Here is a 15,281-nt window from a genome sequence, read left to right as displayed (position 1 = left end):
GAAAGGCGATCGGTCAAGGTATAGGATTAAGTTATTGGTTAAAATCCCGCCCGCCTTATCTGTGCAATTGTGGTAAAAAGCTATAATTAATCAACCCTAAAATATCGGGAAAAAGTCATGACAGCCCTAGACATTATCCCAGATGTCACCTATCCCCCCACAGATTTATGGAGTGATGAACCACCATTGGAAAGTGATCTACACCTGCAACAGATCATCATTCTCCTTAGTTGTCTAGAATTATTATGGCGCGAGAGGAGTGATTACTACGCTTCGGGAAATCTAACCATCTACTACAACGAGGAACAACTAAAAAAGCGCGATTTCTGGGGTCCCGATTTTTTTGTGGTTTTAGATACCGAAAAACGTCCCCGCAAAAGTTGGGTAGTTTGGGGAGAACAGGGTAAATATCCGGATGTAATTGTCGAGATTCTCTCCGATTCTACGGCCAATATTGACCGCAATAACAAGAAAATTCTCTACCAAAATACCTTTCGCACTCCTAATTATTTTTGGTTCGATCCCAATAGTTTAGAATTGCAAGGATTTAGACTAATTGAGGGACAATATCAAGCCATTTCTCCCAATGACCAAGGTTATTTATGGAGTGAACAGTTAGGATTATATTTAGGGATATTTGACCGTAAACTGCGTTATTTTACCGCCGATGGTCAATTAGTCCCCACTCCTCAAGAAGCTGAGTTACAGCAACGACAGGCAAAAGAACAGGCTCTTTTAGAAAAAGAAAAGGCTCTTTTAGCCAAAGAACAGGCTCTTTTAGAGAAAGAACAGGCTCTTTTAGAGAAAGAAAGGGAACGTCAGGCTAAGGAAAAATTAGCACAAAAACTACGAGAATTAGGCATCGATCCCGATACAATTTAACTGAAGTGGCAAAAGTCCTAAATAGTTAGGTGTTAAAATCAGACACCCCCCTTATTAAGGGGGGATTAAGGGGGGATCAAGGGGGGATTTATAACCAGCTACCTAGAGAAAGTAAACCTAAATGAGAGGTCGTGAGAAAACTTATGAGTGATATTGAACTTCGGCAATCAGTTTATGACCTTCTTTCATCCCTGAGAGGATTGGATGCGCTCAAAAAATTATTCTGGTCTGAGTTAAATTACGAGCGAGAAAATCAAACCCTGTCCCGACGCAATTGGCCGGATAAAGCAGTAGAAGCATTAGCAGAAGACCCAATTTTATTGGCTTCTGGGGGGGAAGATTTTCAGGTTATTTATGCTCGTCTCAACTCTAAGCAACTGCTGCTCAATTTAGAGCGTCTTGTCGTCACTCAACTGCTAAAAAACCATCCCTACACTCTCTTTGTTTTCTCTGATTTTCACCAAGAACGGTGGCATTTTATCAATGTTAAATATGATGTTAAACAAGAAAAAAGGCAAGTCTTGCGGCGAATTACAGTGGGGCCGGGGGAACAGTTACGAACCGCCACAGAACGCCTAAGTTTACTAGATTTAGATAATATTAGTTCCGAGTCTCCTTTAGCGATTCAGGAACGTCATGATGAAGCTTTTGATGTTGAGAAAGTTACTAAGAAATTTTTTGAACAGTATCGCTCGGTCTTTGAAAAAGTTGAGCAATTAATTACTAAAACTATCCCTAATGCTGACCAGAAAAGACTATTTACTCAGAAGCTATTTAATCGCCTGATGTTCATTGTTTTTATCCAGAAAAAAGGTTGGCTGAAGTTTAACGAACAAACAGACTATCTAGAAACATTATGGCAGGATTATCAGAATGATAACAGCACCTCGGACAAAAACTTTTATCATAATCGCTTGACTCATCTGTTTTTTACGGGACTAAATAATCCCCAACAAACGGATATTATTAGTATCAATAACGGTGGTTTTCTTCGGCAAATAATCGGCACAGTTCCCTATCTTAATGGGGGATTATTTGAACAGGATGAGGATGACCGCAATCCTAATATAATAGTACCCGATCAGGCGATCGATGTTATCTTACAGGGCCTTTTTAGTAATTTTAATTTCACTGTAACTGAGAGTACACCCCTTGATGTGGAGGTAGCAGTGGACCCAGAAATGTTGGGAAAAGTGTTTGAGGAATTAGTCACGGGAAGACATGAATCAGGCAGTTATTACACACCTAAACCGATAGTTTCTTTTATGTGTCGGGAGGCTTTGAAGGGATATTTAAGCAGTAAATTAACTTCTGAAAACAAAGAAGCGATTGAGCTTTTTATTGACGAATATAATGCTATTAATTTAAAGAATCCAGAGGCAGTTTTAGAAACCTTAAAACAGGTCAAAGTCTGTGATCCTGCCTGTGGAAGTGGAGCTTATTTATTGGGAATGTTGCATGAGTTATTAGATTTGCGTCAGTGTTTATTTGCCACTAAAGGTATTGATTATAAAACGGTTTATCAGCGCAAGTTAGAGATTATTGAAACCAATATCTATGGAGTTGATATCGATCCTTTTGCGGTTAATATTGCTCGCTTAAGGTTATGGCTTTCCTTAGCGGTTGAATATGAGGGAGACAATCCGCCACCGCTACCCAATTTGAAGTTTAAAATCGAAACAGGAGATAGTCTAACTGCTCCTAATCCCCAAGGTTCTGGGATGGTGCGCGAGGAGTTTATCCATCGGTTTAGGGAAGCTAAAGCGAAGTATTTAAGAGCGCATTTAGGCAGTGATAAACAAAGTCTTGAACAGGAGATTAATGAGGTTAAGAAACAGATTGCTTTATTAACCCATGGCAGTGCTTCTGTGATTGCGAGTGATAAGGAAGCTATCTCAAAAGGGTTTGATTGGGTGGTGGAGTTTGCCGAGGTATTAGCGGAGGGAGGTTTTGATATTCAGGTAGCAAATCCCCCCTATGTGAGACAGGAATTGATTAAGGATTTAAAACCAACTTTAAAGCAGGTTTTCCCGGAAGTTTATACAGGAACATCGGATTTATATTGTTTCTTTTATGCGAGAGCTTTACAATTACTTAAAACTGGGGGAATGTTAGCTTTTATTTCTTCTAATAAGTGGTTTCGGGCAAAGTATGGGGAGAAGTTAAGAGAGCATATCGCTGATACTTGTCAGGTGAGAAGTATTACCGATTTTGGGGAGTTGCCAGTTTTTGCAACCGCAGCCACTTTCCCAATGATTTTTATCTCTCAAAAGAGTAGTAAAATTAGTAATTTACCGATTTTTACTCAAGTTAAATCCTTAGAAGAACCTTATCCTGATGTCTTAGCTATTATTAAAAAGACTGGACAGAATTTACCAAAAGATGCGATTAAGGGAGCAAATTGGTTATTAACTGATGCGTCCTCTGCTAACCGTTTACAGAAAATGGCAGCAGCCGGTATTACTTTAGGTGAGTATGTTAACAGACAGATTTATCGAGGTGTATTAACTGGTTTTAATCAAGCTTTTGTGATTGATGGTGCAAAACGAGCAGAATTAATTGCTAAAGACCCGAAAAGTGCAGAGATTATTAAACCTTTAGCTGTGGGTGATGATGTGCGTAAATGGCGGATTAATTATCAAAATAAATGGTTGATTTTTACAAGAAGGGGAATTAATATTAACGACTATCCGGCTATAAAAAAATATTTAGAGCAATGGAAATTAGATTTAATGCCTAAGAGTAGTAGCAGGGAATCAAGAGGACGTAAACCGGGCAGTTATCAATGGTATGAAATCCAAGACAATGTGGCTTACTATGCAGAATTTGAAAAACCTAAGATTGTTTATCCTGAAATTGCTAAAGAATCAAGATTTGCTTTTGATAATAAATCTCTATTATTTAACAATAAAGCTTTTATAATTCCACTCAACGACCTATATCTTCTTGGCATTTTAAATTCAGAAATTGCTTGGAAATATACTCAATCAATTTGTACTGCTTTAGGAGATGAAAATAAAGGAGGAAGACTAATGCTTCAATGGGTTAATTTTAAACGACTTCCCATCCCTCCCGCTTCTGAATCTGAAAAAGAACCCATCATTAAATTAGTACAAAAATGCTTAGATGCCAAAGGAGTTAACTGTGAAGAATGGGAGAAAGAGATAGATGAGAGAGTAGCGGCATTGTATGGATTGTAAGGGGTTAGATACCCGAATTATTAAAGAAGTCGGGTATCTGAAATCATCACAGCGAATCTGTTAAAATAGAGGTAAATAAACCAGTCGTCAGATGAGAGAGTAGCGGCATTGTATGGATTGTGAACCTTAAGATTGTTACAAGATGCTAAAATTAGGAAAACCTGCTAAAATTAGGATATGCCAGCTAGGGATATCACAGAGAGGAGATCGTAGAATGGCAATCAACTACAGTGAATTAGTTAAATCCCTCATTGAGGAACAAGCTAAAATTCAGCAGTCTAGTGAAATTTCCCTAGAAATAATCTTTGACGATCTGAGAAAACATTATTTATTAGTACAAGTTGGTTGGCATAATAATCATTGGATTTATGGATGTCTTTTACATTTAGATATTATTAACAACAAAGTTTATCTTCAACAGAACAACACAGAAATTTCAGTAGCTGAAAAGTTAGTTAAACTAGGAATTCCTAAAACAGATATTGTCATCGGATTTCACTCTCCATTTAAACGAAAATTCACAGAATATGCCATTAATTAGGAGTAAAAATAATATGGAAAAACAACTTATCAAGCATTACAATTACCGATTGAATTAATTCAGAAAACTCTCTCTATTCTAGATCGTGAAACTGCCGTCTTAGTTGAGCAAGCTTTATCCTAAACTACTATGAAAATACAAGGAATTATCAAAGGCAATACTATTGAGCTATTAGAGGATTTATCTCTTCCTAATGGCGTAAAAATTTCTCTAGAAATCCCCGATAATTTAATTCAAAAAAAATTATTGTGGGAAGACTTAGAAACTCTTATTGGAGTATGGAAAAATCAACCAGAACTCGATGATATTTTTTCTGAAATTGACCAAGAACGCCATGCCGATCTAGGTGTGGAAATTAAATTCGATGATTAAGCCGAAAATTCATGTATTTACTGGATACTAACATCTGTATTGCCATTCTCAAAGGGAATCTGACGGTCGTTTCACATTTTAGACTTAAGTATCAGGAATCTTACCTGTCCACTTTAGTCTTAGGGGAGCTATATAAAGGAGTTTATTGCTCAACTCAGCTAGAACGTAACTTAGATACATTAACTAGATTTGCCAACCAGTTACCGATAATAGCTTTTGATGAACAAGCTGCAATCGAATTTGGCAAAATTCAATCTGAACTTAGAAAAATTGGCAAACCAACAGGACAGTTAGATGCTTTAATCGCAAGCGTTGCTCGTTCTCGGCAGGATGTTTTAGTAACCGATAATACTCGTCATTTTGAAAATATTTCTAATCTAGTAATAGAAAACTGGTTACAGCCCTAAAATTAAAAAATCGAACTATGCCTACCCACGACATCATCGACAATCGCCAGCAAAAATTAGTCGATAACATCAACCAAATTCTTCACTCTTCAGAAGCAGCTCATTTTGCCGTCGGTTACTTTTTCCTCTCCGGCTTTACTGCGATCGCACCTCGTCTCGCCACCATCCAACAAATGCGCCTCCTGATTGGCAACACCAGCAGCAGGGAAACCATCGAACAACTAGCAGAAGGCTACCGCCGCTTAGAACTAATTAAAAACCATCTGGAAGCACAAGAATACCCCAAACGGACAGAACGCAAGCAGATGGCAACAGAAACCGCCGACAATATTCGTTCCAGCGTCGAACTAATGGACCAAACAGATGAAGCAGAAACCTTAGTAAAAAATCTGGTTCAAATGATTGAAGAAAAACGCCTTCAGGTGCGAGTTTATACTAAAGGGCGACTCCATGCTAAAGCCTATATCTTCGACTACGGGACAATTTATAACCAGCAGGGACAACCTTTGGAACGTCAAGAAAAAGGCCTTGCTATCGTTGGTTCTTCTAACCTTACTTTATCAGGAATTTCCCACAATACCGAACTTAATGTTATCGTTCACGGTAATGAAAATCATGCCAGTTTAACAGAATGGTTCAATCAACTTTGGCAGGAAGCAACAGAATTTGATGAAACACTGATACAGTCTTTAAAACAGTCTTGGGCGATGATGCCAGTACGTCCCTACGACATCTATATGAAAACTCTCTATATGCTCGTGCGCGATCGATTGACAGAAGAAACTGCCAGCGAAATGATGATAGATAACGAAATTACCGAGAAACTAGCAGACTTTCAAAAAGTAGCAGTTAACCAAGCTGTTAAACTCATCCGCGAGTATGGAGGTTGTTTCGTTTCCGATGTGGTAGGACTAGGAAAAAGCTTTATTGGTGCTGCCATTGTCAAACGCTTTGAACAAGTAGAAAAAGCCCGCCCCTTAATTATTTGTCCAGCACCACTGGTGGAAATGTGGGAACGCTACAACGAAATTTATCAACTTAACGCCCGCGTTTTATCGATGGGATTGCTGCGGGAAGATGAAACCAGTGGCATCAGAGTTTTATTAGAAGATTTTAAATACAAAGATCGAGATTTTATCTTAATTGATGAAAGTCATAACCTGCGGAATGCCGCAACCCAAAGATATAAAATCGTCGAAGCCTTTTTAGCAGCTGGGAGACAATGCTGTTTTTTAACAGCAACTCCTCGCAATAAAAGTGCTTGGGATATTTACCATCAGATTAGGCTCTTTCATCAAGATGATAAAACAGATTTACCCATAGATCCGCCCGATCTAAAAGAGTATTTTCGATTAGTAGAGAAAGGAGAAAAACAGTTACCTGACTTGTTATCTAACATCTTGATCCGGCGCACCCGCAACCACATTTTACGCTGGTACGGCTTTGATGCCAAGACTCATAAACCCGTAGATGCAGACAATTTCAAGGATTATTTAAACGGAAATCAACGCGCTTACGTTATTGTGGGTGGTAAGCATCAGTTTTTTCCCAAAAGAGAACTACAAACCATTGAATATAGTATTGAAGATACCTATCAAGGACTTTACCAAGAACTGCGCCAATATTTAGGGAAATCTCGCCAACAGCAACCAGCTAACCCTCGTAAAAATGAACTTTGCTATGCTCGTTATGTTTTGGGAAATTATGTATTACCAAATAAGCGCAAACAAGAACCATTACTCAGTTTACAAACTGGGGGAGCAAATTTAAGAGGACTGATGCGAGTCCTGTTATTCAAACGCTTTGAATCTAGCGTTTATGCCTTCCAACAAACTGTTAAGAAATTACTGCAAGTCCATCAACGCTTTCGAGAAGCTTTACGCCAAGGAATTATCCCCGCCGGAGAAGAAGCTCAGGCAATTCTCTATGAGCCAAACAATGGGGAAGAACAAGACATTATGGATGCTTTGCGTCAGGCATCTGGGAAGTATGATCTAGCTGATTTTGATGCCACAATATTGCAGAAACACCTCGAACATGACATCCAATTGCTAGAGAAAATTTTGCACTTAGTTGAGCCAATTACTCCAGACAAAGATGCGAAATTACAAACTCTCAAAAATTGGTTGAATAAACCTCCGCTGCAAGATAGCAAGTGCCTCATTTTTACTCAGTATGCTGATACCGCCTCTTACTTATATCAAAACCTCAATCCTAACGGCGATCGAGACGATCTAGAAGTCATCTACAGTGGCGATAAAAATAAGGCGCAGGTAGTGGGAAGATTTGCCCCCAAAGCCAACAAATACTATAAATTACAACAGGGAGAGTCGGAAATCAAAACTTTAATTGCTACCGATGTTTTAGCCGAGGGTTTAAACCTACAAGATGGCAACCTGATTATTAATTATGACCTGCATTGGAATCCCGTCCGACTTATTCAAAGGTTTGGTCGGATTGATCGGATTGGCAGCGAGAATGATGTGGTTTACGGCTTTAATTTTCTCCCAGAGACGGGATTAGAGCGTAATCTAGGATTACGACAAAAACTCAAAAACCGCATTCAAGAAATTCACGAAACCATCGGTGAGGATGCGGCAATTCTCGACCCCACAGAACAGCTTAACGAAGAGGCTATGTATGCAATTTATGAAAAAAGTGGTAGTCATCAATTAAGTTTGTTTGAAGATGAGGGAGAATTTCTCGACCTCAATGAAGCGGAAGAAATTCTCAGACAACTCCAGCGAGAAAATCCGGCTGAATACGAACGGATAGCTAACCTGCCTCACGGCATCCGAACGGCTCGCTTTTCTCTCAATAAGGGCATAATTGTCTTCTGTGAAGCTTCTTACCCTAACCGCAAAGATTGGAAGGGCTACCAGCAATTATATTGGCTCGATGAACAGGGAGAGATCATATCAAAAGATACTGCCCGCATTTTAGGAATGCTCAAAACTAACCCAGAAGAAGCAGCACTGCCGCTGCCCAAAAATTACAACCAAGCAGTCATGCAAGTCAAGGTTAAATTTGCCCAAGAAGTCCAACACCGCCAATCGGAACGGGAGTACAGCCGTTCTCTGACTCAAGCACAGCGCTACATCTTGCGAGAATTGGGACTGCTGTTTAAAACCACTCAGGATGAAGAAATCCGTAAGCAGGTTAACCTATTAGAACAGGCCTTTCGCCAACCGATTACCACTGTACTGAAGCGCGAGTTAAACCTGATTAAGCGCCGTAGCCTGACAGGAGAAGCTTTGTTTAGCGAACTGAAGAAATTATACAGCCAACATGAGATGCGGGACTGGTTAGATCGCCGCCGCTTGCAAGGTGAGGAGCAACCAATTCCCATCATTATTTGCAGTCAGGCTTTAGTTTAGAAACGGCGATCGGTCAAGGTCTAGGATTAAGTTATTGGTTAAAATCCCGCCCGCCTTATCTGTGCAATTGTGGTAAAAAGCTATAATTAATCAATCCTAAAATACCGGGAAAAGTCATGACAGCCCTAGACATTATCCCAGATGTCACCTATCCCCCCACGGATTTGAAGCTGAGTTACAGCAACGACAGGCAAAAGAACAGGCTCTTTTAGAAAAAGAACAGGCTCTTTTAGAGAAAGAAAGGGAACGACAAGCTAAGGAAAAATTAGCCCAAAAATTGCGAGAATTAGGCATCGATCCCGATACAATTTAGGGGAAATATTATTTTCTAGTAACTATGGTGACAGCAGCGCCCCTAGTGGGTGTAATTATGGGCAGTGATTCCGACTTACCCACCATGAAAGAAGCGATCGCAGTTTTAGAGGTTTTTCAGATTAGCCACGAAGTCGCCATCGTCTCGGCCCATCGTACCCCCGAAAAAATGTTTGAATACGGCAAAAACGCTCATTTAAGGGGAATAAAAGTGATTATCGCTGGAGCTGGCGGCGCTGCCCATTTACCCGGGATGGTGGCATCTTTAACCCCCTTACCCGTGATTGGGGTTCCCGTAGTCACGCGCACTTTACAAGGGTTAGACTCTCTCTATTCAATTGTACAGATGCCCGCAGGCATTCCCGTGGCCACGGTGGCGATCGGTAATGCCAAAAATGCCGGACTTTTAGCGGTTCAAATTCTCGCCACCGGTAATGCTGAGCTTTTAGAGCAAGTTATCGCCTATCGTCAATCCCTCAGCGATTCCGTCCTCGAAAAACAAAGCAATCTTCAACGACTAGGCTATCAAGACTATCTAGAGCAGAGTTCACCTAAGTAGGGTAGATTGAGAAAAGATTAAGTAACAAATTATGAAGTAATTATGCGTTGGATCACCGCTTGTGTATTGAGTCTATTGCTCTTTTTTGCCCTACCCATAGCGGCTTATGCCGATAGCCCGACTATTAGCGAAGAACAGATTAGAGAAGGGGAAGTTATCGCCGAAAAAGCCCTAGAAGCCACAGAAAAAGGCGATTACGCCCAGGCCGAAAACTATTGGACCCAATTAGTCGCCAAATTCCCCACTAACCCCGCCGTCTGGAGTAATCGCGGCAATGCCAGAGTTAGTCTCAATAAATTAGAGGATGCGATCGCTGATTTTAACCAAGCGATCGCCATTGCCCCCGATGCCCCCGATCCCTACCTCAATCGCGGCACCGCTTTAGAGGGAGAAGGCAAATATCAAGAAGCGATCGCCGATTATAATAAAGTTTTAGAACTAGATCCCAATGATGCCTTTGCCTATAACAATCGCGGCAACGCTGAGGGCGGTTTAGGGGACTGGGAAGCCGCCGTCAAAGACTATCGCCAAGCCACTCAACTGGCCCCGAATTTTGCCTGGGCGCAAGCTAATCTGGCTCTGGCCCTGTACGAATTGGGCAGATATCCGGAAGCAGTCCAAAAAATGCGGAATATTGCCCGCAAATACCCCATGTTCCCCGATGTCAGAGCCGCCTTAAGCGCCGTTTTATGGACCCAAGGACAACAGGGAGAAGCGGAAAGCAATTGGGTAGCCGCCGTCGGCATGGATACCCGCTATCAAGACCTTGATTGGGTAAAAAGCGTGCGTCGTTGGCCGCCAAATATGGTTCTAGCCTTAGATAAGTTTCTTAACTTAAAGTAAAGAATTACTAAATAGTAACTTTTCTAGCAGTAGCGGGGCTGAGAGGCCAATTATCCTAAAATCAGCGACTAAGATACAATTGAGGCCTGATAGTTCCATTATCCTCGATCGAATAACCAGGCTCTGGAAAGGAAAAGGAATAGCTAGAGCGGGTCGATGGCCCAATGCTATAATCCAATCACAGGGATAGATTGGACTCTATCAGTATCCGCCGCTACTGTACACCTTAAATCTTAGCCAGAATGCCAGATTTACACTTGCTTAATTCTCATCCACAGGCCCTAGAAACCGCCTTCATCGCCACTGCCGACCGGTCTTTTTCCTACCCTCTATCCCTCGACCTGGCCACAATTAATCAACGTTTTGACTCCGCTAACGCCGCAGAAATCGTCGCTTGGGCCGCGGCCACCTTTGGGGAAGGTTTGGTGATGAGTACCAGTTTCGGCATTCAAGCGGCAGTAATGTTGCACCTCGTCACCGCAATTATCCCCGATATTCCCATCATTTGGATCGATACCGGCTATCTTCCTCCGGAAACCTATCAATTTGCCGAAGACTTAAGCCAACGCCTCCATTTAAACCTGAAAGTTTATCAATCTCCCCTCAGTCCCGCCCGCATGGAAGCAATCCACGGTAAATTGTGGTCAAATAACGATCTCGACTCCCTCAATCTCTACGACAAAATCCGCAAGGTGGAGCCGATGCAACGGGCCCTGAAGGAATTAAAGGCCACCGCTTGGTTAGCCGGTTTACGTCGCGACCAAACCGACCACCGCAAAACTCTCCAATGGGTCAATCAACAGGGCGAACGTTACAAAATATTACCGATCCTTGACTGGAATGCCAAAACCATCTATGACTATCTGACTAAATACGATCTTCCCTACCATCCCTATTTTGATCTGGGTTATGTCTCCGTCGGCGATTGGCACTCCAGTCGGCCTTTAACCGCCGATGATAGCAACGAACGAGACACCCGTTTCAAGGGTTTAAAACAAGAATGCGGTCTTCATTTACCCTTAACCCCCGGAGAAGCACAAAGTCTCGACGCAAGCTCCCTATAACTGCTGGGGTGGAAAATTTGCCGGTGCGATCGGTTCCTAGACGTTAGACAATGGTTAATGATTATTAATCCCCCATTAACCATGGCTATTTTAGAAAGTTTTCTCGAAGTCGGCTCTCTCAAGTGGTTTTATCGACAGGTTAACCCCGCTCAACAACCGGATACAACCCCCGTGATCCTACTCCATGGTTTACCCGCCCATGGCTATATTTGGCGAGAATTATTGACCAGTTTAGAAGAATATAACATTAATGCCATTGCCCCCGATTGGATCGGCTCCGGTTTATCCGCTAAACCCGATGCCAGAGAATTCGCCTACACACCTAGCGCTTTTTGTCAAGCTTTGGCCGATTTTATTCAAGCTCTCCAATTGCCGAAAATCTCCCTCATTGTCCAGGGTTTTTTAGCCTCCGTCGGTTTACAATACGCCCTAGAAAATCCCGATAAAATTGAGCGTTTGATCATCTTAAATACTCCCCTCTCCAGTGATGTCAAATTACCCTGGATAATGAAACAATGGGGGCTACCTTTCCTCGGAGATATGGCAACTCAAGACCCCTTATTAGTCGATCGTACTTTAGAAACTGGTAGCGGTTTTGTGATTAGTGATGCAGATCTGGCTATTTTCCGTCAACCTTATCTAAAAACTTCGGCAGTGGGTCGCGCTTTACTGGCCACGATTCGCAATTTAAACCTATCGAAAACTATGGCAGAAATTGAGACAGGTTTAGAGAACTTTGAAAAACCTATCCTTTTTGTCTGGGGAATGGGGGATCCTTGGTTATCTTCTGTCACCGTTGAAAAATTAGCTACTAAATCAGGAGTGGAATTAATCCCCCTCGCGGAAGCAAAACACTATCCCCAAGAACATTGGTCAAAAGAAATTAGTCCCCAGATTATTAATTTTCTCGGACGCAAAACCTAAACCTCGATACTTTCTGGGAATTGATAGCAAAATCTCCCTAGAAAGTATTGATCAAGTTATCCTTAGTATATCACTGTAGTTCTGCACTGGCCACCGCCTATGGAAATACCAGCTTTAGGAAGGATAAATATAACAAATAATCCCCCAGATATTAATAATTTAACCGATTGGGAGCGAGTTAAATCGATGGGTGATGCAGAAATCGAGGCTAATGCTTTGTCATACTAAATCTGGTTATTAAAGACTGATTATTTATTCCCCTTTTTGCATGAGTGGATGAGGAGAAAACGGGTTTCTCGGAGAAACCCGTTTTCTGTGCGTTATACCAAATCCCTTTTTAATAGTGTGATTAACTCTCAAGTTATGAATTGTTTCTCCCCACACCCCACACCCCACACCCCACACCCCACTATCCTATACTTTTTAAACAGGATTTAGTATTACTCAACGGATTTAGTATAAGCTGCACTGCATTTAAACTGCCTACTGAGGAATTTTAGTACAAGGGCCAGAAATCTCAACCCCAGAAACCTCTCCTCCCCACTCTCCTATACTTTTAAAGTGGAAGAAAGTTTTAGCTTAATTAATCTGGCTACAGGCCTGTTTTTGTCGTTTCTAAATACCCCTGATAACTTGACCGGAACTGTTCGATCGATAGGTTCTTTGTCCAATATTCTACCAGAGCATGACCCCAGGCCCAAGCTTCCTTGTCGGCAGTGCTAGAATTCTCTAATAGTATTGGCCAAAGTGCCAATAAATCAAAACTTTTATTCTCTGGATTCAAGAGAGAATAAAGCTCGTAGGCCATCTGTAATTTACCGATCGCTACTGGTAATTGTTCCACAGGAATTTGTTCAGCTAAAAGATAGGCTAAAGTCGGTCTTCCCGTGGCTAAAGTGGAGATAAAACCTAGAATAGGACTTTTTAATAGGGCCGTTAAACCTTGCCCCGTGGCCATCTGTAAAGTGTAGCGATCAATTATTTTCGCCGCTGCCAGGGTTCGAGTTTCTAAATCCGCTAAAAAACGGGCTAAACGCAACTGTTTTGCGGGTGAAATTGCCCCCAGCAAAGCGATTGATAACTCCTCATCCCCCCAAGCTTCTCTATCCGGCTGTTGACTGACCATCGGCAAAATGCGATCGCATAGATCCTCGAATAATTCCGCCCGATACTGCAAGCATTCGCGGATATTGACTTCTTTAGGACTTTCTCCCGTCAGCCAATTATAGGGAGGTTGCCACTCTCGCAGCGGACGCAGGCGATCGACTTGAGAAACACAGACTATAACTGGTAAATTGTCAATAGTTTGTTGCAAATCTTTAAGAAAAGCCTCATCCATGGCTAGAGCGGGATCGAGGGCGGGAGTTACCAGAATCAATAAATCGGCGTTTTTGGCATAATTAAGAACCTTTTGCCGATCATCAGCCCGATTTGCCTGTTCGTAGCCCGGGGTATCCCAGAGGATTAACTCGTCCCCTTCTGGGGTTTGCCAATGGTAGGATTGGATGGCATCGGTACTGGGCAATAGATCCACTTGGGCTAAATCGGCCCGAAAGAGAGTATTGATTAAACTGCTTTTGCCGGCCCCGGTGCGTCCAACCAGCAGAATGTTAACCGGTTGGCGATCGATTTCCGTGATCGGTTCAGCTTGGGCGAGAATTTCCTTGAGAGTAGTGGTGGCGATTTTGGTCTTGGTGGGGAGAGTTGGGGCGAGATTGCCGCCACTGTAGAGTAACACCGCTTGGCGAGAGAGGTTTCTTAGGGCATTTTCCCGCAAAACTTGCCCTAAATTGACTAATAATTGCTGATCCGCTCGATCGCTGTACTTTTGACTGGCAACTTTAGCCACAGCCGCAGCGGGATTGATCACCCATTGCGCCCAATTCCAGACTTGCCAAAGTTTCCGGGCTGAGGGTTGCAATTTTTGATAAACTTCGTAGGCCTGATAGGCTTGGCCGATGGTGATTTGATTCAAGGCCGGGGAAAGATTCTGCATCCAGCGATCGCTATCATCGACGGTTCCCCGAATTAAACCGTAGGCCTGGGGAATGTAAATATTTAATAAGGGGTACTTGACATCGGGGTAATATATATGAGCGATGGCACTGACCAAATCCTGACAGCGTTGCCAAAAAGTCGCCCAATCTTCCCAAACCGGGCGATCATTGCGGGCCTCGACGATAATCCTCTCGATAATTTCCTCGACATTGCCCCCGGAATCACCCTCAGGAGGGGTTAATTCTGCCTTAATTTCCCCGATGGCGGCTTCAATTTCCCCGACTGCTGGGCGCGTCCATTTGACCAACAGGAAGCGCCAAGGGACAAAAATCAGGGTAAAAACTGCCCAAATCCAATTCAAACCCCATTGATTGATCTGGACACTGGCGGCCACGATCAGAAAGATGACCACAGCGGCGATCGGAACTGCTAAAATCAACCCTTGCCAAGTTTTTAACCGTAACATTGCTCGATCTGGTTTTTTTCCATTCTACCGATCTCTGATTCTCGGTTAGGGGGGCAGAAATTAAGCTCTCTTGGGTTTGGTGGGTAAAATGTATTCTAAGATACAGTACCGCCGGCGAAGGACTAGAACGAACCACAAAGACACAAAGGACACAAAGATTGATCGCTCCTATATAAGTTAAACCGATCACACAAAAGACCTCTCCATAATTTAATTAAATCACAATAATAGGATATAATAAAACAAATAGTAAATCAAAAAAAGCCATGAAAAACTACACTTGGGAATACATTCAAAAATATCCGAAACAAACTAAAAGACTATTAGGAATTGACT

At 42.2% G+C, this 15,281-nt stretch carries 12 protein-coding genes; 11 read left to right on the top strand and 1 reads right to left on the bottom strand.

Features of this window, described 5'->3' with window-relative positions; all coding sequences use genetic code 11:
• Window positions 1-117: 117 nt before the first annotated feature.
• The 11 genes from IM475_RS04750 (at window position 118) to IM475_RS04700 (ending at window position 12,709) form a co-directional block, all read left to right on the top strand.
• On the top strand, window positions 118-882 hold the full coding sequence (locus IM475_RS04750) for a Uma2 family endonuclease (RefSeq protein ID WP_287726848.1): 765 nt from the start codon (window positions 118-120) through the stop codon (window positions 880-882).
• Between the two features lie 143 nt (window positions 883-1,025).
• Window positions 1,026-4,082, top strand: a complete 3,057-nt coding sequence (locus IM475_RS04745) for an Eco57I restriction-modification methylase domain-containing protein (RefSeq protein WP_287726847.1) — start codon at window positions 1,026-1,028, stop codon at window positions 4,080-4,082.
• A 214-nt stretch (window positions 4,083-4,296) separates the two neighbouring features.
• Window positions 4,297-4,623: a XisI protein gene (locus IM475_RS04740; RefSeq protein ID WP_002791363.1), complete on the top strand. Its 327-nt coding sequence runs from the start codon at window positions 4,297-4,299 to the stop codon at window positions 4,621-4,623.
• A 129-nt stretch (window positions 4,624-4,752) separates the two neighbouring features.
• The gene (locus IM475_RS04735) at window positions 4,753-4,995 is read left to right on the top strand and encodes a hypothetical protein (RefSeq protein WP_287726846.1); all 243 of its coding nucleotides are present in this window, start codon (window positions 4,753-4,755) and stop codon (window positions 4,993-4,995) included.
• Between the two features lie 11 nt (window positions 4,996-5,006).
• Window positions 5,007-5,402, top strand: a complete 396-nt coding sequence (locus IM475_RS04730) for a type II toxin-antitoxin system VapC family toxin (RefSeq protein ID WP_287726845.1) — start codon at window positions 5,007-5,009, stop codon at window positions 5,400-5,402.
• Between the two features lie 17 nt (window positions 5,403-5,419).
• The gene (locus tag IM475_RS04725; protein ID WP_287726844.1) at window positions 5,420-8,779 is read left to right on the top strand and encodes a helicase-related protein; all 3,360 of its coding nucleotides are present in this window, start codon (window positions 5,420-5,422) and stop codon (window positions 8,777-8,779) included.
• A 337-nt stretch (window positions 8,780-9,116) separates the two neighbouring features.
• On the top strand, window positions 9,117-9,650 hold the full coding sequence (gene purE / locus IM475_RS04720) for a 5-(carboxyamino)imidazole ribonucleotide mutase (protein WP_287657708.1): 534 nt from the start codon (window positions 9,117-9,119) through the stop codon (window positions 9,648-9,650).
• Between the two features lie 42 nt (window positions 9,651-9,692).
• Window positions 9,693-10,493, top strand: a complete 801-nt coding sequence (locus IM475_RS04715) for a tetratricopeptide repeat protein (RefSeq protein ID WP_002776201.1) — start codon at window positions 9,693-9,695, stop codon at window positions 10,491-10,493.
• A gap of 242 nt (window positions 10,494-10,735) precedes the next feature.
• Window positions 10,736-11,557 (top strand): phosphoadenosine phosphosulfate reductase, encoded by an 822-nt coding sequence (cysH, locus tag IM475_RS04710; protein ID WP_066029553.1) that lies wholly within the window; start codon window positions 10,736-10,738, stop codon window positions 11,555-11,557.
• 57 nt (window positions 11,558-11,614) lie between these two features.
• The gene (locus IM475_RS04705; RefSeq protein WP_287726843.1) at window positions 11,615-12,481 is read left to right on the top strand and encodes an alpha/beta fold hydrolase; all 867 of its coding nucleotides are present in this window, start codon (window positions 11,615-11,617) and stop codon (window positions 12,479-12,481) included.
• A gap of 99 nt (window positions 12,482-12,580) precedes the next feature.
• Entirely contained in the window at window positions 12,581-12,709 is a 129-nt protein-coding gene (locus IM475_RS04700) for a hypothetical protein (protein WP_287726842.1), read from the top strand.
• Window positions 12,710-13,073: 364 nt separating this feature from the next.
• On the opposite strand, the gene IM475_RS04695 is transcribed toward IM475_RS04700, so the two are convergent.
• A complete protein-coding gene (locus IM475_RS04695) occupies window positions 13,074-14,945 on the bottom strand; it encodes a GTPase family protein (RefSeq protein ID WP_287726841.1) in 1,872 nt (623 codons plus the stop codon).
• Between the last annotated feature and the right edge of the window lie 336 nt (window positions 14,946-15,281).

The organism is Microcystis sp. M061S2, assembly GCF_020245605.1.
Lineage (GTDB): Bacteria > Cyanobacteriota > Cyanobacteriia > Cyanobacteriales > Microcystaceae > Microcystis.
The sequence above is the reverse complement of the archived record's forward strand: the minus strand, read 5'-3'. Positions and strand labels throughout refer to the sequence as shown.